The organism is Bradyrhizobium sp. SZCCHNR1051 (assembly GCF_032489615.1).
Lineage (GTDB): Bacteria > Pseudomonadota > Alphaproteobacteria > Rhizobiales > Xanthobacteraceae > Bradyrhizobium.
Genome location: NZ_JAUEYJ010000002.1, coordinates 36,077 through 54,503, shown reverse-complemented (window position 1 = coordinate 54,503; position 18,427 = coordinate 36,077). Strand labels below are relative to the sequence as shown.

Here is an 18,427-nt window from a genome sequence, read left to right as displayed (position 1 = left end):
ACCGTACTCGCTCTCTGCGAATAGCGTCCTCTGACGCGGCCTGTCCCTTCCAATAGCAAGAAACGGACAGACCGCTATCCACCGAACCCGATCTCGATGGGCTCACGCCCTAAATCAACCCGTACTGCATCCGCTCGCGCCGGGCCAGCAGCGGCAAGGCCTGGCCGGCGATATAGGTCTTGAAGTGGTCGCTCTCCTGGTGGGCCTTGAAGGCCGCTTCGTCGCGGAACAGCTCGTAGAACAGGAACTGCGCCGGGTTGTCCTTGGCGCGGGAGATCAGGAACAACTCGGCGCCGGGCTCGCGCTGCGCTTTGGGCAGGAAGCGCGACAGGATCTCGGCGACGCGGTCGGCTTCGCCGGCCCTGGCCTCCCATTGCGCCACCACCAGCAGGCCGCCGCCGCTGACGGCCTCGTTCACGGTTTTCGTCTCGATGGCATATCCGGTCATCGTGATCAGTCCTTTCGTTGAAGTGCTGCAAGGGCAACGATACCCCAGTTCCTGCACTCGATCCTTCGATGGCGGACGAAGGATGGATGCGCATAAGAGGGCGTAAGGCGGATGAGCCGAAGGCGTCATCCGCCATGGTCTCGCAAAGTCGGCGGGTGACGCTTCGCGAACCCGTCGTACGGACTGTTCACGCTGCCTGGCGGGGTGACTTCTTCGCTGCCTTGCGCTTGTTCGTGGGCTTCTTGGTGACGATCTCAACCAGGGCGTCATCTATTTTTGTCTGCCAGCCCGGTCCCTTTGATTTGAAATACTTCACGACGACGGGGCTCAAGCGGATACTCACCGGGATCTTTGTCGGCTCCTTTTGTGGACCTCGCCGGGCGATTGTTTTCGCAATCTCGGACAAGACCTCAGAAAATGGCTTGGCCCTGGCGAAATCCTTCTCGGTCCATTCCGGATTGTCCGAGACAGCTTTCATGTCAGCCTTCGAGTAGGCGCGCTTCGTCTTAGCTGGTGGCATTGAACAGCTTTCTTTCGTTCTTGGAGGCCGGGCGCATCGAAATCACCGAAATTCCTTCGAGGCCAAGTACGGCGAATACGACAGAGATCACGCCGTTTGCGTCCACTCCGATCGCTCGGTAGCGACCGCTCTTGGCGGAAAGCACCAGGGCGTTCGCAAAGAAGTCCTCGGTCAATGCGGCGAAATCCAAGCGGTGCTTGGCTATGTTCGCTAGGCGTTTCGGCTCATCCCAAACAATTTTCATGCGGATTCTGTATATACAAAATGTTGACGTTGCGATCAAGGGATGAGGGCGGATAGCCGAACGCGTCATCCGCCATGGGCCTCAAAAAATCGGCGGCTAACCCGCTCCTACGGGGCTATGCGAGCGCTTCGGCGCTAAGCCTACCGGCCTCTCCACGACAAGGGAACTGCACTCGGCCGAGACCCGCCCGAACGTTCCGCCATCTGCGCCCGTCCGCCCCTCCCATCTCCTTGTCCATGCACGATCTTTTCGCCGGACCGGGCTGCCCTTTTCGCAGATCATGCTCTAGAAGGATTCCAACGCTGGTGGCCGCGCGTCGCGCTGGGCCGCCTGTCATCATCAACAAGCAAGGCGAGCAGCGGTGGACGCCCTCAAAGTACGCAACGCAGCCGACGTGGAGGAGGTGGTTCGCGCCGCGATCGCCAGCGAGCAGCCGCTCGACGTCATCGGCCATGGCTCGAAGCGCCAGATCGGGCAGATCACGACCACCAACGCCGTGCTCGACCTGTCGGCCCTGAGCGCCGTCGTCGGCTACGAGCCCAACGAGCTCATCATCACCGCGCAGGCCGGGGCGCCGCTCGCCGACCTCTTGTCGCTGATCGATTCGAAGAGCCAGCAATTCGCGTTCGAGCCGATGGATACGGGGCCGCTGCTCGGAACAAGTGGCCGCGGCACGCTCGGCGGCATGATCGCGGCCGGGTTGGCCGGTCCGCGGCGCATCCGCGCCGGCGGGGCGCGCGACCATCTGCTCGGCGCCCACGCGGTCTCCGGCTTCGGCGAGAGCTTCAAGACCGGCGGCAAGGTCGTCAAGAACGTCACCGGCTATGATCTCTGCAAGCTGCTGGCGGGCTCCTGGGGCACGCTCGCGGTCATGACCGAGGCGACGCTGAAGGTGATGCCGCGGCCGGAATCCGAGCGCACCCTGGTGCTGCGCGGGCTCGACGACCTCAAGGCCAACCGCGCCATGACCGCGGCGCTGGGGTCGCCGTTCGACGTGTCGGGCGCCGCCCATCTGCCGGCTTCGACCTTGCGGCCGGAGGTCGATGGGCTGAGCCCGATCGGCTCGCCGCGCGAGGCGGTCACGGTGATCAGGCTCGAGGGCATCACGGCGTCCGCGGCGCATCGGGCGGCGTCGCTCGCCAAGCAGCTCGCGACCTTCGGTGCGGCCGAGATCATCGCGGACGACGCCTCCGCCGATGTCTGGAGCGCCGTGCGCGACGTGCTGCCGTTCGCGGCCAACGGGCCGCTCGGCGCCTGGCCGGTCTGGCGGATCGTCTGTCCGCCCGTATCCGGCGGCGTCATCGGGCAGGCCTTGACGCGCCAGACCGGCGGCGAGGTGATCTATGACTGGGGCGGGGGGCTGATCTGGGCGGCGCTGCCGCCGCAGCCCGATGCGTCCGCGGGGCTGGTGCGCAAGCAGGCCGAGGCCGTTGGCGGCCACGCCACCCTGCTCCGCGCGTGGGACGAGATGCGTCTGGCGGTCGACGTCTTCCAGCCGCAGCCGCCGGGTGTCGCCGCGCTGGAGGAGCGGGTTCGCGTCTCCTTCGATCCCAAGACCATTCTCAACCGCGGCCGTATCAGGCGGAGCGTTGCGTCATGAAGACCGAGTTCACCTTGGCGCAGCTCGCCGATCCCGACATCGCGGTCGCCGACAAGATCCTGCGCGCCTGCGTGCATTGCGGCTTCTGCACCGCGACCTGTCCGACCTACGTGCTGCTCGGCGACGAGCTCGACAGCCCGCGCGGCCGGATCTACCTGATCAAGCAGATGCTCGAGAAGGACCAGGCCCCGACCGCCGACGTGGTCAAGCACATCGACCGCTGCCTGTCGTGCCTGGCCTGCATGACGACCTGCCCGTCCGGCGTCCACTACATGCACCTCGTCGACCAGGCGCGGGGGCGAATCGAGCAGAGCTACCAGCGCCCGCTGACGGACCGGCTGCTGCGCGCCGTGCTCGCCTATGTGCTGCCGCGGCCGCGCGAGTTTCGGCTCGCGATGACCCTGGCGCGGCTCGGCCGGCCGTTCAAGGCGCTGCTGCCGGCATCCTCCGCGACGCAGGGACCTGTGCCGAGCCTGCTGCGGCGCGTCAGGGCGATGCTCGATCTGGCGCCGGCCGCGGCGCTGCCGCCGCCGGGGCCCGCGGGCGGCAGCGTGTTTGCCGCGCAGGGCGAGCGTCGCGGCCGCGTCGCGCTGCTGCAGGGCTGCGCGCAGGCGGCGCTCGCGCCCCGCATCAACCAGGCTGCGATCAGCGTCCTGACGCGGCACGGCGTCGAGGTCGTGCTGGTCAGGGACGAGCAATGCTGCGGTGCGCTGACCCATCACATGGGGCAGGACGCCGACGCGCTGGCGCGCGCCCGCGCCAATGTCGGGGTGTGGGCTGCCGAGGCAAAGCGTGGCGGTCTCGACGCCATCCTGGTGACGACCTCGGGCTGCGGCACCGTCATCAAGGACTACGGACACATGCTGCGCGAGGACCCGCAATATGCAGCGCCCGCTGCGGCCGTGTCGGCCATGGCGAAGGACATCAGCGAGTATCTCGCAGGTCTCGATCTGGTCTCCGCATCTCGGCACGACGACCTCGTCGTGGCCTATCACTCCGCCTGCTCGCTGCAACATGGGCAGAAAATCACGAGCATTCCGAAAGAATTGCTTTCCAAGTGCGGATTCGTGGTGAAAGATATACCGGAGAGTCATTTGTGTTGCGGTTCGGCGGGGACCTACAACATTCTCCAGCCTGACATCGCGATGAAGCTGCGCGATCGCAAGGTCGCCAACATCGCGACCGTCAAGCCGAATGTGATCGCGGCAGGCAATATCGGCTGCATGATGCAGATTGCCAGCGGCACCACCGTTCCCGTCGTGCACACCGTTGAGCTTCTCGACTGGGCGACGGGCGGTCCGCGACCAGGAATGATTTGACGGACGGGCGCGTGCTGACTGCCGGCCCGTCCCGCCGGATGAGTTGATCGATCGGCGGCAACTGGAGGGATTCTGATGGCGAAGGACAAGAAGGCGAAGAAGGACAAGAAAGAGAAGAAGAAGCTGATGGCGCAGGCCAAGACAGCCAAGAAGGCGACGAAGAAGTCCGCCAAGAAGGCTGCCAAGAAGTCCGCGAAAAAGGCTTCCAAGAAGGCTGCAAAGGCGCCGGCCAAGAAGGCGAAGAAGACCGTGAAGGCCGCGGCGAAGAAGGCGGCCAAGAGCCCGGCCAAGGTTCCTGCCAAGAAGGCTGCTGCGAAGAAGGCTCCCGCCAAGAAGGCCAAGACGTCGGCCGCGAAGGCTCCCGCTGCGCCGAAGAAGAAGGCCGCCAAGAAGCGGGCTCCCAAGATGGCTCCTCTGGTCGAAACCCCCGAAGTGAGCGCAACCGAATCGGCTGCCGAAACCAGTTGGGCGATGCCGAGCGTGGCACCTGAGGCGCACGAGGACGGAGAGGGGACTGCCTCCGGGAGCTGATCTTTCCGGATCGGATCGTTCTCACCACCGAACGAATTCACATCGGGAGGCCGCGGCGGCAACGCTGCGGCCTTCTCGTTTGTTGTTGCCACCGTCTGTTGGCTCTGTTTTGGCTGGCCGTTTTGTCGATCTGCTCGTCGCCAGCGTCGCCCCCGCAGATCTACGGCCGGGCGAATCCGATCCCGATGCGCTGCGGCATTTCGCTTGCGGCACGACGAGTCAGCGTGCCGGCACACCCGAATGTGCGTCCTGGGCTGCTCTAGAACACGGAGATTTGTTGTTCAAATGCAACACGCGCTGACTACCTGCCGTGGAATTGTCGAAACGCCCAAAAAGGCGGCAGATGCCGCGCTTTTTTGCTTCACCTGCGGCGAGACCCTGGCACAAATTGCGTCTGGATGACGCAGCCGGTCTTGTTTGCGCCCTGGGGGGCCAATGTGGGGCAGGCTTTTTCGAAAATAGGGTGATGGGGATCGTCATGAAAAAGTGGGCTTTGCTGGCAACGGCGCTGGCAATGGTTTCGGGATCGGCTTCGGCGGCGGACATGGCGGTCAAGGCCTATAAGGCTCCGCCTCCGGTGGCGTTTGAACCATGGGATATCGCGTTCGGCGCGGCGATCATGAACGACTACGTCTTCCGCGGCATCACCCAGTCGAACCACAAGCCGTCGGTCGCCGCCTATTTCGAGCCGCGCTTCAACGTCAACAAGGACCTGCAGTTCTACGTCGGCGTTGCTGGCGAGAGCATCTCCTTCCCGAACCGGGCTGCGGCCGAGATCGACATCTACGGCGGTATCCGCCCGACCTTCGGCGCCTTCGCCTTCGACATCGGCGTCTGGGGCTACCTGTATCCGGGCGGCACCTGCTATTACGGCGGCGGCGCCACGACGGACTTCGCCGGCCGCGCGCTGAGCGCCGAGTGCCAGGCCAACACCTTGACGAACTTCAACACCATGAAGAAGGACGTCAGCTTCTTCGAGGTCTACGGCAAGGGCACCTATACGGTGAACGACAACTGGTCGTTCGGCGTCACCGAATTCTATACCCCGAGCTTCCTGAACTCCGGCGCCTGGGGCAACTACGCCTCGGTCACCGGCAAGTATACCGCTCCGAGCACCCTGTTTGGATCGAGCGGCGTCGGCATGTACGTCTCGGGTGAGTTCGGTCGCCAGTGGTTCGGTACCACCGACAGCTTCTACGGCACCGCGGCCTTCCCGAACGGCATCCACTACGCCGACTACAACACCTGGAACGTTGGCGTCGGCTTCACCTACAAGGTGTTCACGCTGGATCTGCGCTACTCCGACACCAACCTGTCGAAGGGCAATTGCAACGCCTTCACTGGCGACTTCACCGCCAGCGGCACCACCAACGTCACCGCGATCAACCCGGGTGGCCTGGGCTCGAAGTGGTGCGGTGCGACCGGCATCGCCAAGCTCTCGGTCGACCTGACGGCGATGACCAACCTGAAGTAATCGTCCCAAGGCGGATCGAAATTCCTGACGAGGGCGGCAGAGCAATCTGCCGCCCTTCTGCTTTGGTGACAGCAGCTCGCCGTGGTCGCTCGGGCGTCTTGCCGTCCTTCTGGAACGCCATCTTCTGGATCGCCATCTTCTGGATCGCGATGGCTCGGACGCCGCCCGGGCAATTGGACTTCTCATGGGGCGCAGGGGCGCGATGAGATCCCTGGCGGCGCCCTCGGGACAATGGGCTGGGTTCGGGGCGGATCTCTCAGACCCCTTGCTGTTGGAGACGCGCCGCTGTGCAGCGCGTCTTCATCCATGAGGTCCGCAGCGTTCGCTTCAGTTGCCGCCACCCGCGGTCGCGTCGGCAGCCTGTCCCGCCGGCCGCAGCGAGAACCGGTCGCCATCCCGAATCAGCTCGACCCTTCGATCATGGAGATCGTGCAGGGTCGAGCGGTGCCCGATCGAGACGACTGTGGTCTGCGGCAGCCGCTCGGCGATGATCCGATACAGCCGGGCTTCGCTCGGCTCGTCCAGCGACGCCGTGGCCTCGTCGAGGAAGAGATATTGCGGCTGATGCAGCAGGGCGCGGGCGATGCCGAGTCGCTGCTGCTCGCCCAGCGACAGCATCCGGTTCCAGTGTGCGTCCTCGTCGAGCCGGTCGGCGAGCTGCGGCAGGCCCACAGCGACGAGCGCCTCCTTGACCAGGTCGATGCTGAACGCGTCGGCCGCTGCCGGATAGACGATCGCGGCCTTGAGCGGGCCGATCGGGAAGTAGGGCCGCTGCGGCAGCATCATCAGCTTGGCATGCGCGGGCACGCTGATCGCACCGCTGCCGAACGGCCAGACCCCGGCGATGGCGCGGAACAGCGTCGACTTGCCGGCGCCCGACGGCCCGGTCAGCAGCGTGCGTTCGCTGCTCTTGAGGCTGAAACCGTCGGCCGCGATCAGCGGCAGCCCGTTCGGCAGCTTCAGCAGCAGCTGGGCGAGGTCGATGCTGTCGTCCGCGTGGTTGACGACATCGATCGTCTGCGGCTCGCCCGAGAGCTTGGCGGCGCTCTCGATCGACATGTCGAAGCCGTCGAGACGGGCGACGGTCGAGCGCCAGTCAGCCAGTGTACGATAGGCCGACACGAAGAACGACAGCGCGCCCTGCACCTGCGAGAATGCCGACAGTGTCTGCATCACGCCGCCTAGCTGAACCTTCTTGGCGAAATAGGCCGGCGCGACCAGCACGTAGGGAAAGATCGTGGCCGCCTGCGAATAGCCGGCGGTGAAGGCCGTCAGCCGTTTGGTCCGGCTCATGATCTGATACCAATTCTGGACCACGCGACCGAACCGGCTCGCCAACTGGCCCTGCTCGACGGCTTCGCCGCGCAACAGCGCGATCTGCTCCGAGCTCTCGCGTACCCGCACCAAGTTGAAGCGGAAATCGGCTTCATAGCGCTGCTGCTCGAAATTCAGATTGACAAGCGGCCAGCCGATCCAATGCGTTAGTGCCGTGCCGAAGATCGAGTACAACAGGGCTCCCCAGACCAGATAGCCGGGTATCCGATACTCCGTACCGAACAGCGTCAACGGAGCCTCTTCCGACAGGCCCCAGAGAACCACGACGAACGAGGCCAGCGTCACGATCGAGCTCAGCAGGCCGATCGTGATCGTGAGCGTTTGCTCGATGAACTGCTTCACATCTTCGGCGACGCGCTGGTCAGGGTTGTCTGCCGCGTCTCCCTTGAGCTGCATGCGATAGTGGTTGGCCTCGCCGAGCCAGCGCTTGAGGTAGGCCTCGGTCATCCACCGCCGCCAGCGGATCTGCAGCCACTGATTGAGATAGAGCTGGTACACGGCCAGAATGATGAAGACGGTGGCCAGCACGACGAACACGCCGAGCTCCCAGATGAAGCTGTTCCAGTCGTATTGCTGCAGCGCGTTGAAGAACCGGCTCTGCCACTGGTTCACCAGAACCTGGATCGCAACCAGCGACAGCTCGATGGTGATCACGGCGGCGAGCAGGCTGCGGCCGGCGACCTTGTCCTCGGAGCGGAAGTAGGGAATGGCGATCCGCCAGACGGTGGCGACGGTCGAGCGCAGATTGTTCACAGAGGGGCTGCTCCTGAGAAAAGGTCTTAACGGGCTGACGAAAAACGAGAAAATCGCAGTGATTGCCGCCTGTATAGACTAAAGTCGTAATGTGGCGGGTGACCGCCGGCTTGTCGGTCGCGTGTGACAAACCGTAGCATGGGGCAGGGGAGAGGGACTGCGACCGCCGCCAGATTTCGCGAGAATTTGAGCAGAGTTGGGCGTTGCCGGTTTTGTGATCTCCTTTTCCGACCTTTGCCGGGCTTGGGGGCCTGGGCGAGGAGACCTGATCCGTCCCGCCGGACCGGGTCCAACAACAAGAACGTGGGGGGAGAAGTCACGATGTGGAATCAAATCTACGACCCGATGGGGAGCCCGGCGCTGTCGACGCTGGCCGCCGCCGTCCCAGTGGTGACGCTGCTGGTGCTGATCGCCAGCGGCAAGGTGAAGGCACACATCGCGGCGATCATCGCCGTGATCCTGACCAACCTGATCACGATCTTCGTGTTCACGATGCCGGCCAACATGTCGCTGCGCGCGACGTTTCTGGGCGTCATCACCGGCTTCTTTCCGATCGGCTGGATCGTCCTGAACGTCATCTTCCTCTACCAGGTCACGGTCTCGACCGGCCGCTTCGAGTTGCTCAAGCGCGCCATCGGCGGCGTCACGGAAGACCGGCGGCTGCAGCTGCTGCTGGTCGCCTTCTCCTTTGGCGCGTTCTTCGAGGGCGCGTCGGGCTTCGGCACACCGGTGGCGATCACCGGTGCCGTGCTGATCGGCCTCGGCTTCTCGCCGCTCGCGGCGTCCGGCCTGTCGCTGATCGCCAACACCGCCCCGGTCGCCTATGGCGCCTTGGGCACGCCGATCCAGGGCCTCGCCTCGGTCACCGGTCTCGATCCCTACATCCTGGGCGCAATGGTCGGCCGGCAGCTGCCGGTGTTCTCGCTGATCGTGCCGTTCTGGGTGATCTGGGCGTTCGCGGGCTGGAAGGGCATGAAGGACGTCTGGCCGGCGATCCTGGTCACCGCCGTCTCGTTCGCGGTCCCGCAATTCCTGATCTCCAACTACATCAATCCGTGGATCGTCGACATCGGCGCCTCGCTGATCTCGATGGGCGCGCTGATCCTGTTCCTGAAGGTCTGGCAGCCGAGGCAGCTGTGGCTGTCGCCGGCGTTGCGCGGGCGTGACGAATCGGCCGCCACGATGACGGCGGCGAAGCCGCTGGACCGCACGCCGCTGACGCAAGCCGAGCTCTGGGGCGCGCTGCTGCCCTGGATCATCGTCTGCGTGATCATGCTGATCTGGGGCAACGGCGCCTTCAAGGCCTGGGCGAACTCGATCTTCACCTGGAACTATCCGGTGCCCGAGCTCGACAAGCTGATCAACAAGATGCCGCCGGTGGCCGCGAAGCCGACACCGGAAGGCGCGGTGTTCTCGTTCACCTACCTGACCTTCACCGGCACCGGCATGCTGATCGCCGCGATCATCTCCGGCTTCCTGATGGGTGTCGGACCGGGCAAGCTGATCGCGGAATATGGCCGCACCATCCGTCTGTGCGCGATCTCGCTGATCACGATCTCGGCGATGCTGGCGATCGGCACGCTGACTCGGCTGTCCGGCGTCGACGCAACGCTCGGCCTCGCCTTCGCCGCGACCGGCGTGCTCTATCCGTTCTTCGGCACCTTGCTCGGCTGGTTGGGCGTGGCGCTGACGGGATCGGATACGGCCTCGAACGTGCTGTTCGGAAACCTGCAGAAGATCACCTCCGAGCAGCTCGGCCTGTCGCCTGTCCTGATGGCGGCTGCCAACTCATCCGGTGGTGTCATGGGCAAGATGATCGATGCGCAGTCGATCGTGGTCGCTTCGACCGCCACCAACTGGTACGGCCACGAGAGCTCGATCCTGCGCTACGTCTTCCTGCATTCGATCGTGCTGGCCTGTCTGGTCGGCCTGTTCGTCACCTTGCAGGCCTACGTCTATCCGTTCACGGCGATGGTGCTGAAGTAGCAACACCGGCAGCGACAAAAGCCCCGCGCCGCAGCTGCGGCGCGGGGTTTGCTATGTTTGGAACACATTTGTGCGGGAGCCGTGGCGCGGCGGGGATCACGGTCGTCGCCTGGAAGGCGCAGCCCTGCGTGTGATTGCTCTGAAGAGGAACGATGCAAGTGTTGAAGCGTGGCTGCGCCGTGGCGATGATGGCGTTGTCGATGTCGGGCCTGCCGCTTGCCGGCGCGTCGGCGGAGGAGTTTCCCTTCGGAATGGAGATGACGCTCGATGCGTTACCAATGCCCGGCTCGAAGCGCGTGCCGGATCTCGACATCGGCGACAACGGCGAGACCGTGCTGGAGCTCTGGTGCAAGGGCGGCAAGGGGCAGTTCTCGGTCGCCGGCAACACCATCGTGTTCATCGCCAGCAAGATCGAGGACCGCAACTGCCCGGCGGCACGCGCGCAAGCCGATGACGAGCTGATCGCGACGCTGAGCGCGGCGACGAACTGGAAGCGTCAGGGCGACCTGATCATCTTCATCGGACCGAAGACGCTGCGCTTCCGGCTCAACACCAATTGAGCCGAGACGGCCGTATCGAAAGTCCTAGTCTTGGTCACATCGATATATCGGCATGTGGACCTCGCTGTCATGGTCCGGCACCTGGTCCTGCTTCATGCACGTTCGCGATTCCGCAGCACGCAGCTTTGAGGTCAGCCCCGCTGTCACCCTCCCCTGGAGGGGGAGGGTCGCCTCTCATGAGCGCAGCGAATGGGAGGCGGGGTGGGGTGATCTCCCCACGTGCACCGGTGCCCGCGGCGTCACCCCACCCCGCTCGCCCGCTTCGCGTGCGATCGACCCTCCCCCTCCAGGGGAGGGTGGCATCTGAGATCGCGGCGCCTGCCGTCGCCTTACTTCCAGACGGAGTTGTCCGCATCCCAGCGCTTGGCCTTGAAGGCCTTCGCCAGCTCGTCGATGGCACCGCCGTCGTCGCGGGTATCGCTTTCCTCGTCGCCCGAGGATTCGTCCGACAGGATCAGCTTGGCGCTCGATGCCTCATCGACGGTGGTCGTCGTCGGGCTGCTGATCCACAGCATCAGCGCGTCCGCGCCGCCCGGCTTGTCCGCCGAGACGAGGCCGGTGACCTCGATGACGTCGGTCAGCTCGAGCGCCGGCATCAGCTGGCTCGGCCGCTTCAACGTCAGCTTCAGCTTGCCGCTGACCGGATTCCACGCCGCACTCGTCGGCCTGGCATTGTAGGTCTTGGCCAGCACGTCGGAGATGGCGCCCGCCAGCTTGTCCTTGTTGATCTTGTCACCGTCGCGCCAGTCGGCCGCCGCAAAGCGGATGGTGCGGTCCATCTCGACCGTGCCGGCGGTCCAGCCGGCGGTGACGACGCCGTTCATGGTCCGCGCCTTCGCGATCAGTGCGCCGGCTCGTTCGGGGTCGACGGTCATGCTGATGGTCTGCTCGCCCGCGCGCAGTGCGTCGCAGCTCACGATGAGGCTCGACAGCGAAACTTCGACGTTCTCGCCCTTCAGGCTCTTGAGGAAGTCGGTCACCGCGTCGAGCTTGAGCCGGACCGAGACCGCCTCGGGCGAGACGTCGGTGAAGTCCTTCGGCTGGGCGCTGATGCCGTCGTCGCTCGACTGGCTCTCCTGGAACTCTTTCTCGCTGACGTCGGAATTGTCGGTCGACGTCACCTCGGTGACGGTCTTGCCGATCGCGATCTGTCCGCGGAACTCGAACGTGTCGCCGGTCGGCTTGCGATTCAGCTTCACCGTGACCGGCTCCTTGGCGCCGTTGCTCTGGGTCGCACCGGTCAAGGTCTGGCCATTGACGGTGAGGCTGACCACGAAGCGGTCCTTGCGATCCGAATTCTTTGCGACGGGATAGCAGACGTCGAGCGTGGCGGCGGTGACGGTCTTGCCCTGGCGCGTCTCCTTCAGGATCACGTCGGCATTGCCGTCCATCAGGCCGTCGATCGCAGTGAAATACCGAGTCTCGTTGGCGGGGGCCTTGGTCCCGCTCTTGCTCTGGGCCCAACCGAGTTCCGGCGCGGCCGCTGCAATCACGGCCAGCGCAAGCAAAATCGCGCGCATCTGAAAATCCTTGTGGGGGCAGAATCGGCCTTAAGCTGTAGCGCCGATTTGCGATCGCTGCACCCCCGGGCGCGGACACTCGGCCAAAAAGAAGGCCGCCCGGAGGCGGCCTTCCTGAACGTCTCGGTGATGCAAGGGGGGCTCAGAAGCCCATGCCGCCCATTCCACCCATGCCGCCGCCGGCCGGCATCGCCGGAGCCGCGTCCTTCGGCAGCTCGGCGACCATGGCTTCGGTGGTGACCAGGAGGCCTGCGACCGACGAGGCGTCCTGCAGCGCCGTGCGGACGACCTTGGCCGGGTCGATGATGCCCTTGGCGACCATGTCGACATAGTCCTCGGTCTGCGCGTCGAAGCCGAAGGTCTCGGACTTCTCGTCCAGGATCTTGCCGACCACGATCGAGCCTTCGACGCCGGCGTTCTCGGAGATCTGGCGAATCGGAGCCTCGAGCGCCTTCAGCACGATGTTGATGCCGGCCTGGACGTCCGAATTGGCGTTGGTGATGCGGCCGACCGCCTTCTTGGCGCGCAGCAGCGCCACGCCGCCGCCGGGGACGATGCCTTCCTGCACCGCAGCGCGGGTCGCGTTGAGGGCGTCCTCGACGCGGTCCTTCTTCTCCTTGACCTCGATCTCGGTCGCGCCGCCGACGCGGATCACCGCGACGCCGCCGGCGAGCTTGGCCAGACGCTCCTGCAGCTTCTCGCGGTCGTAGTCCGAGGTGGTCTCCTCGATCTGCGCCTTGATCTGGCCGACGCGCGCCTCGATGTCGGCCTTCTTGCCGGCGCCGTTGACGATCGTGGTGTTCTCCTTGTCGATCACGACCTTCTTGGCGCGGCCGAGCATCTTCACCGTGACGTTCTCGAGCTTCATGCCGAGGTCTTCCGAGATCAGCTGACCGCCGGTCAGAATCGCGATGTCCTCGAGCATCGCCTTGCGGCGATCACCGAAGCCCGGCGCCTTGACGGCGGCGACCTTCAGGCCGCCGCGCAGGCGGTTGACGACCAGGGTCGCCAGCGCCTCGCCCTCGACGTCCTCGGCGATGATCAGCAGCGGGCGGCCCGACTGCACCACGGCTTCGAGCACCGGCAGCATGGCCTGCAGGCCCGACAGCTTCTTCTCGTGCAAGAGCACGTAGACGTCGTCGAGCTCGGCGGTCATCTTCTCGGCATTGGTGACGAAGTAGGGCGAGAGATAGCCGCGGTCGAACTTCATGCCTTCGACGATGTCGACCTCGGTATCGAGCGACTTGTTCTCCTCGACCGTGATGACGCCCTCGTTGCCGACCTTCTGCATCGCCTGGGCGATCATCTTGCCGATCGCGGCGTCGCCATTGGCGGAGATGGTGCCGACCTGGGCGACCTCGGAGGACGAGGCGACCGGCTTGGCGCGCTTCTCGATGTCCTTGATCACGGCGGCCACCGCGATGTCGATGCCGCGCTTGAGATCCATCGGGTTCATGCCGGCGGCAACCGCCTTGGCGCCCTCGCGCACGATGGCCTGGGCCAGCACGGTCGCGGTGGTGGTGCCGTCACCGGCGGTGTCGTTGGTCTTGGAGGCGACCTCGCGCAGCATCTGCGCGCCCATGTTCTCGAACTTGTCCTCCAGCTCGATCTCCTTGGCGACGGTGACGCCGTCCTTGGTGATGCGCGGAGCGCCGAAGCTCTTCTCGATGACGACGTTGCGGCCCTTCGGGCCGAGCGTCACCTTGACGGCGTTGGCGAGAATGTCGACGCCGCGCAGCATGCGGTCGCGTGCGTCGCCGGCGAATTTGACGTCCTTGGCTGCCATTTCAAAATTCTCCTGGAGTAGACCTCGACGGCGAGGGGCGTGATCGCCCGTCTGTCGCCGGAACGAGGTTGCAGAGCATTTTCGCCCGGGGCGGCTGATCGCCGCCCCCGGCAGGTCGGGATCAGGCGACGACGCCCATGATGTCGGACTCCTTCATGATCAGGAGCTCCTCGCCGTCCAGCTTGACCTCGGTTCCGGACCACTTGCCGAACAACACGCGGTCGCCGACCTTGACGTCGATCGGGATCAGCTTGCCGCTCTCATCACGGCCGCCCGGGCCGACGGCGACGACTTCGCCCTGCGAGGGCTTTTCCTTGGCGCTGTCGGGAATGATGATGCCGCCCTTGGTCTTCTCTTCGGCGTCGATGCGCTTAACCACGACGCGGTCGTGCAGGGGACGAAACTTCGATTTGGCCATGACGGATCCCTTTTGGGGTGCTTGGATAAGTTGTTGCTGTCGGAGGAAATCTGAATGCGGCCACATTTGACGCCCACTTGGCGCCAACTGGCTCGCAGCCTTAGCAATCGCGCCCTCCGAGTGCTAAAGACCGCTCGGGGAAATATGGCTTGCGGCTGTTCCTGTCAAGCAACGGCCGGCAGTTAAGCCGTTCTTGAGGCTGTTAGGGGATGTTGTCCCGGGCCAGACATGTTAGTGGAGCGGCGTCGTCATCCGACGTCATTGCTCTGACGAGCGTTTTGGGTTTGGTTGCCGGACGGGGCAGCCACGATCTTGTTCCTAAGGGGATGCCATGACGAGTTCACGGTGCGCGCGGCCGGTTGCCAATCTCGCGATCGCGTCGGCGCTCACGATGCTTCTGGGAGCGTGCACGGGCTTCAGCCTGTCGCCGTCGCCCCCCATGCAGACCGAGGCGCCGGTCGAGCCCGAGGTTCCGGCGACGATCCGCCCCGAGGATCTCGTCGGCAAATGGGGCCTCGCCGCTTACAACAACCCCAACGACCGTCCGCGCACCGAGAAGATGGCGTTGGCGCAGTGCAAACAGCCCTATGTCATCGGGGCGGGCACGTCCGGCGGTGTCGTGATGCATCTGGCCGACCAGGCGACCCCCCAGGAGCTGCGCCTGAAGGGCTCGGCCAGCGGCAAGAACTATATCGGCCCGGCCGGACCGCCCGGCGGCGAGCAGGACCGCGAGGTCGTCTCCTTTGACGGCCGTGTGCTGATCACCCGCTTCGTCGACAAGGATGCGGCGACCCGTTACCAGACGATGGTCTACGTCCGCTGCGGACCGCGCGCCTGAGATCCGGGCGAAGCCCTCGCGACAAGCCCCGGCCACACCCAAAAGCCAAACGAAAAACGCCGGTGAAAGCGCCGGCGTTTTGCTTGGTGCTGCTCGGTGCCATGCCTGGCCGGCGTGGCCGCCGGTCAGGCAGGACGAGGTCAGTTGAACATCGCGTCGATGTCGTCCTGCGAAGCGTGGCCGACGTCACCTTCCGCCTTCGGGCCGTTCAGCAGCCGGGCGTCGCCCTCGCGGTGGTCGACGATCGGCGGCGTGTGCGCCTTGATGGCGTCGACGCCGCCCCAGATGTCCATCATCACCACGATGTGGTGCTCGATGAACTTCATCGTGGTCATGACCTTGTTGATGCGCTGGCCGGTCAGGTCCTGGAAGTTGCAGGCCTCGAAGATCGAGACCACCCGCTCCTGGATCTCTTCGCTCAGGATCTTCTGCTGGTCGGCCGAGTCCACCTTGGACAGCGCGCTGGCGGCCTGGTCGATCGCCTCCGCGGCTTCGAGGATCTGCTGCGTCGCCTGCTCGGTGCCGCCGACGACCGCGCCGAGCTCGCCGTTGACCTTGGCCATCTCCTCGCCGTTGAAGCTCTTGGCATGGAGGGTCGCGATCTCGCCCTTGGTGCGGTTGATCGCGTCGTGGATCAGGTCGAGCTCGACCTTGAGCTTTTCGCACTGCTCGATCTGGGCACGATAGGTCTCGAGCAGCGCGCGCGCTTCGGCGACCTCGCGTGCGGCGGACTCTTCGATGGCGGCGTTCGCCGTGTTGCTGCCGCCGCTGCGGATCGCATTGGCCATCTGGGAGCGGATCGCGCGGAGCTCGTCCATGATTTCCTTGTGGTTGGGGCCGATCTCGCCGCCTACGAATTCAGGCTCCGGCATATGGCCGACGATTGCTTCTTCGATACGGAAACGCTTGCGAACCGCCATGATAGTATCCCTGACCTTTTGCTCGGATCAGTTCTACGCAGAGGCTATTTAACATCGCGTTCACGCCAGGAACCGCCGTTGAGCAACGCTGGCGTGCATCGTGCGTCAACGATTAACCATGCGCCAGCGGCCTTCACGCAAAATAAACGCTAGCGATCAAAACCGCCGCGGTGTGCAGCGATGGTGAATCCCGGCGCCTCCTGCGTTTACCAAAGCGATCGGGTTTTGCTCTTTATTGACGATACGCGGCGGCGCATTTGCCTCGCGCGATGAACAGTCTTCAGACGAAACAGTACAGAGTACGTCGATGTTCAAATCAGTATCCGCAGCGCTGCTGGCCGGCGCATGCGTTTTCCATGCAGGTCTGGGCCGCGCCGCGGCCCAGGGATTTCAGCAGCCGACCGTGATCTATAGCGGCCCGCCGCAGCAGTCCGCGCCGGTGCGCACCGCCTATGTCGAACGCTCGCGCATGGGTGGCGGCTTCATCGAATTCCTGTTCGGGGATCCGCAAGGCGGCCGCGGCGCGCCTCCGCCGGGACAGCCGATGTACCAGCAGCAGCCGTCCTACTACGAGCCGCAGCGGCTGGCGCCGGGCATGGTCCCGCAGCAGGGATTGCCGGATGAGGAGGCCTATGAGCAGACGCAGCGGCCACTCGATCCGAAATACGAGAAACAGATCGTTGACTATGACGGCAAAGAACGGCCGGGCACGATCGTCATCGATACGCCGAACAAGTTCCTCTATCTGGTCCAGGGCGAGGGCAGGGCGCTCCGCTATGGCATCGGCGTCGGCCGCCCCGGCTTCACCTGGTCGGGCGTGAAGACGATCTCGGCCAAGCGTGAATGGCCGGACTGGACGCCGCCGCCGGAAATGCTCGCGCGCCGGCCCGACCTGCCGCGGCACATGGAGGGCGGACCACAGAACCCGCTCGGCGCACGCGCGATGTATCTCGGCTCGTCGCTGTATCGGATCCACGGTTCGAACGAGCCATGGACGATCGGCACCAACGTCTCGTCAGGATGTATCCGGATGCGCAACGAGGACGTCATCGACCTCTATGGCCGCGTGAACGTCGGTGCCCGGGTCATCGTGCTCTGACGACCGCCGCTGCACGACATCCGCAACTGAAAAAGGCCGCCCGTGGAGGGCGGCCTTTGCATTCTTGAGTTGGCTGCGACCCGGGAGCTTCACGCGTAGTCGCTGCCACCGTCGTCGTCGCCATAGCCGTCATCGGCATCGAAGTCGGCCGCGTCGCTGTCATTGCCGCTGTCGTCATGGCTCGCCTGGTCGAACAGGCCGGCCCGGCCGCCGTCGCCGCCCGGGCGGCCGATGTCGTCGAGACCGGCGTCGCGCGCCAGCGAGCCGCCGGACTGGTCGCCGCTCCACGGGCTGGCACCGCCGCCCCGCTCCTCGATGATCGTGGTGTCACCGAACGCCTGATGCGACCCGCCGCCCATCATCGAGCGGATGCCGCCGAGCAGCAGCGAGCCGCCGACCATGCCGGCCGCCGCGGCCGCCGCCGTGCCGAGGAACGAGCCGCCTCCCCCGCCGAACATGCCGCCGCGCGGCTGGCCGAAGCCGCCCTGGTCATAGGAGCTGGGCTGGCCGGGATAGCCGGGTTGGCCCTGGTAGCCCGGGGGTATCGCCTGGCCGCTGTTCCAGACCGGGCGGCTCTGCGACGGCGGCGGCACGTTGGGGACCGAACCGCGGCTGCCCGAGCCGAAGATGCTGTCGCGCATCGAATCGAGGAAGCCGCCGGACTGGCCCTGCGGGGCCTGGGCGTGCTGCAGCTCCTCGATGCGGGCGTTGGCGCGCTTCAGGGCCTCGTCCTGCACCAGCACCGTCTGCACCAGCGCATAGACGGCATTGGGAGCCCGCTGCAGCGCCTGGGCGATGGCGGCGGCAGCCTCCGGATCACGCGGTGCACTCTCCAACGTGGCAAGCCGGTCGAACAGATCGTCGATGAGTTGGCGTTCTTGCGGTGTCATGTCGTTCTCCTGCCGCTTGCCTTGTTCCGGCCAAGCGCGGCCAAGATTTAGGGGGACTTTGTGGCCCGGCCAGCCGGGGCGCGGATTAAATTTCCGTATGCGACAAAGCGTCTTTGCACTTGCGAGGCGTTTCGGAAGCCGAAGGCGGACGGCATGCCTGTCTCCCTCCCACTTCGAACGCCGCCG

At 65.1% G+C, this 18,427-nt stretch carries 17 protein-coding genes; 8 read left to right on the top strand and 9 right to left on the bottom strand.

The window, feature by feature from the left end; all coding sequences use genetic code 11:
• Positions 1 to 109: 109 nt before the first annotated feature.
• The 3 genes from QW868_RS02235 to QW868_RS02225 form a co-directional block, all read right to left on the bottom strand.
• On the bottom strand, positions 110 to 448 hold the full coding sequence (locus tag QW868_RS02235) for an antibiotic biosynthesis monooxygenase family protein (RefSeq protein WP_316229825.1): 339 nt from the start codon (positions 446 to 448) through the stop codon (positions 110 to 112).
• A gap of 187 nt (positions 449 to 635) precedes the next feature.
• Positions 636 to 926, bottom strand: coding sequence for a BrnA antitoxin family protein (locus QW868_RS02230; protein WP_316181806.1), 291 nt, complete (start codon positions 924 to 926; stop codon positions 636 to 638).
• A gap of 28 nt (positions 927 to 954) precedes the next feature.
• The gene (locus QW868_RS02225) at positions 955 to 1,212 is read right to left on the bottom strand and encodes a BrnT family toxin (RefSeq protein ID WP_316229824.1); all 258 of its coding nucleotides are present in this window, start codon (positions 1,210 to 1,212) and stop codon (positions 955 to 957) included.
• Positions 1,213 to 1,573: 361 nt separating this feature from the next.
• On the opposite strand from QW868_RS02225, the gene QW868_RS02220 reads away from it, so the two are divergent.
• The 4 genes from QW868_RS02220 to QW868_RS02205 all read left to right on the top strand — a co-directional run bounded on the left by QW868_RS02220 (position 1,574) and on the right by QW868_RS02205 (position 6,136).
• Positions 1,574 to 2,812 (top strand): FAD-binding protein, encoded by a 1,239-nt coding sequence (locus QW868_RS02220; RefSeq protein ID WP_316229823.1) that lies wholly within the window; start codon positions 1,574 to 1,576, stop codon positions 2,810 to 2,812.
• A complete protein-coding gene (gene glcF / locus QW868_RS02215; RefSeq protein WP_316229822.1) occupies positions 2,809 to 4,131 on the top strand; it encodes a glycolate oxidase subunit GlcF in 1,323 nt (440 codons plus the stop codon). The genes QW868_RS02220 and glcF overlap by 4 nt, the downstream gene beginning before the upstream one ends.
• A 75-nt stretch (positions 4,132 to 4,206) precedes the next feature.
• On the top strand, positions 4,207 to 4,662 hold the full coding sequence (locus tag QW868_RS02210; protein ID WP_316229821.1) for a hypothetical protein: 456 nt from the start codon (positions 4,207 to 4,209) through the stop codon (positions 4,660 to 4,662).
• 478 nt (positions 4,663 to 5,140) lie between these two features.
• Complete coding sequence (locus QW868_RS02205; RefSeq protein ID WP_315736549.1) at positions 5,141 to 6,136, top strand: TorF family putative porin; 996 nt, start codon at positions 5,141 to 5,143, stop codon at positions 6,134 to 6,136.
• Between the two features lie 327 nt (positions 6,137 to 6,463).
• Here QW868_RS02205 and QW868_RS02200 read toward each other — a convergent pair whose 3' ends face one another.
• Complete coding sequence (locus QW868_RS02200) at positions 6,464 to 8,224, bottom strand: ABC transporter ATP-binding protein/permease (protein ID WP_316229820.1); 1,761 nt, start codon at positions 8,222 to 8,224, stop codon at positions 6,464 to 6,466.
• A gap of 321 nt (positions 8,225 to 8,545) precedes the next feature.
• Here QW868_RS02200 and QW868_RS02195 point away from each other — a divergent pair, with 321 nt between their 5' ends.
• Both QW868_RS02195 and QW868_RS02190 read left to right on the top strand, forming a co-directional pair.
• A complete protein-coding gene (locus QW868_RS02195; RefSeq protein WP_315736551.1) occupies positions 8,546 to 10,210 on the top strand; it encodes an L-lactate permease in 1,665 nt (554 codons plus the stop codon).
• 152 nt (positions 10,211 to 10,362) lie between these two features.
• Positions 10,363 to 10,770 (top strand): hypothetical protein, encoded by a 408-nt coding sequence (locus QW868_RS02190; RefSeq protein WP_316229819.1) that lies wholly within the window; start codon positions 10,363 to 10,365, stop codon positions 10,768 to 10,770.
• A gap of 329 nt (positions 10,771 to 11,099) precedes the next feature.
• On the opposite strand, the gene QW868_RS02185 is transcribed toward QW868_RS02190, so the two are convergent.
• The 3 genes from QW868_RS02185 to groES form a co-directional block, all read right to left on the bottom strand.
• Positions 11,100 to 12,290, bottom strand: a complete 1,191-nt coding sequence (locus QW868_RS02185) for a hypothetical protein (protein WP_316229818.1) — start codon at positions 12,288 to 12,290, stop codon at positions 11,100 to 11,102.
• Positions 12,291 to 12,432: 142 nt separating this feature from the next.
• Positions 12,433 to 14,076 (bottom strand): chaperonin GroEL, encoded by a 1,644-nt coding sequence (gene groL / locus QW868_RS02180; protein WP_315777953.1) that lies wholly within the window; start codon positions 14,074 to 14,076, stop codon positions 12,433 to 12,435.
• 121 nt (positions 14,077 to 14,197) lie between these two features.
• Positions 14,198 to 14,494, bottom strand: a complete 297-nt coding sequence (gene groES, locus QW868_RS02175; protein WP_008961387.1) for a co-chaperone GroES — start codon at positions 14,492 to 14,494, stop codon at positions 14,198 to 14,200.
• 331 nt (positions 14,495 to 14,825) lie between these two features.
• On the opposite strand from groES, the gene QW868_RS02170 reads away from it, so the two are divergent.
• Positions 14,826 to 15,332 (top strand): hypothetical protein, encoded by a 507-nt coding sequence (locus QW868_RS02170; RefSeq protein ID WP_315736555.1) that lies wholly within the window; start codon positions 14,826 to 14,828, stop codon positions 15,330 to 15,332.
• A gap of 140 nt (positions 15,333 to 15,472) precedes the next feature.
• Here QW868_RS02170 and QW868_RS02165 read toward each other — a convergent pair whose 3' ends face one another.
• Complete coding sequence (locus QW868_RS02165; RefSeq protein WP_315716668.1) at positions 15,473 to 16,252, bottom strand: protein phosphatase CheZ; 780 nt, start codon at positions 16,250 to 16,252, stop codon at positions 15,473 to 15,475.
• Positions 16,253 to 16,559: 307 nt separating this feature from the next.
• Here QW868_RS02165 and QW868_RS02160 point away from each other — a divergent pair, with 307 nt between their 5' ends.
• Entirely contained in the window at positions 16,560 to 17,351 is a 792-nt protein-coding gene (locus tag QW868_RS02160; protein ID WP_315736557.1) for a L,D-transpeptidase, read from the top strand.
• Between the two features lie 89 nt (positions 17,352 to 17,440).
• Here QW868_RS02160 and QW868_RS02155 read toward each other — a convergent pair whose 3' ends face one another.
• Positions 17,441 to 18,241, bottom strand: a complete 801-nt coding sequence (locus QW868_RS02155; protein ID WP_315779065.1) for a DUF2076 domain-containing protein — start codon at positions 18,239 to 18,241, stop codon at positions 17,441 to 17,443.
• Between the last annotated feature and the right edge of the window lie 186 nt (positions 18,242 to 18,427).

What these genes read in the sequence shown, in the direction of transcription:
- QW868_RS02235 (WP_316229825.1), bottom strand. Translation starts at nt 448, where the DNA reads ATGACCGGATATGCCATCGAGACGAAAACCGTGAACGAGGCCGTCAGC.
- groL (WP_315777953.1), bottom strand. Translation starts at nt 14,076, where the DNA reads ATGGCAGCCAAGGACGTCAAATTCGCCGGCGACGCACGCGACCGCATG.
- QW868_RS02185 (WP_316229818.1), bottom strand. Translation starts at nt 12,290, where the DNA reads ATGCGCGCGATTTTGCTTGCGCTGGCCGTGATTGCAGCGGCCGCGCCG.
- QW868_RS02190 (WP_316229819.1), top strand. Translation starts at nt 10,363, where the DNA reads ATGCAAGTGTTGAAGCGTGGCTGCGCCGTGGCGATGATGGCGTTGTCG.
- QW868_RS02230 (WP_316181806.1), bottom strand. Translation starts at nt 926, where the DNA reads ATGAAAGCTGTCTCGGACAATCCGGAATGGACCGAGAAGGATTTCGCC.
- groES (WP_008961387.1), bottom strand. Translation starts at nt 14,494, where the DNA reads ATGGCCAAATCGAAGTTTCGTCCCCTGCACGACCGCGTCGTGGTTAAG.
- QW868_RS02165 (WP_315716668.1), bottom strand. Translation starts at nt 16,252, where the DNA reads ATGGCGGTTCGCAAGCGTTTCCGTATCGAAGAAGCAATCGTCGGCCAT.
- QW868_RS02210 (WP_316229821.1), top strand. Translation starts at nt 4,207, where the DNA reads ATGGCGAAGGACAAGAAGGCGAAGAAGGACAAGAAAGAGAAGAAGAAG.
- glcF (WP_316229822.1), top strand. Translation starts at nt 2,809, where the DNA reads ATGAAGACCGAGTTCACCTTGGCGCAGCTCGCCGATCCCGACATCGCG.
- QW868_RS02155 (WP_315779065.1), bottom strand. Translation starts at nt 18,241, where the DNA reads ATGACACCGCAAGAACGCCAACTCATCGACGATCTGTTCGACCGGCTT.
- QW868_RS02170 (WP_315736555.1), top strand. Translation starts at nt 14,826, where the DNA reads ATGACGAGTTCACGGTGCGCGCGGCCGGTTGCCAATCTCGCGATCGCG.
- QW868_RS02195 (WP_315736551.1), top strand. Translation starts at nt 8,546, where the DNA reads ATGTGGAATCAAATCTACGACCCGATGGGGAGCCCGGCGCTGTCGACG.
- QW868_RS02160 (WP_315736557.1), top strand. Translation starts at nt 16,560, where the DNA reads ATGTTCAAATCAGTATCCGCAGCGCTGCTGGCCGGCGCATGCGTTTTC.
- QW868_RS02205 (WP_315736549.1), top strand. Translation starts at nt 5,141, where the DNA reads ATGAAAAAGTGGGCTTTGCTGGCAACGGCGCTGGCAATGGTTTCGGGA.
- QW868_RS02225 (WP_316229824.1), bottom strand. Translation starts at nt 1,212, where the DNA reads ATGAAAATTGTTTGGGATGAGCCGAAACGCCTAGCGAACATAGCCAAG.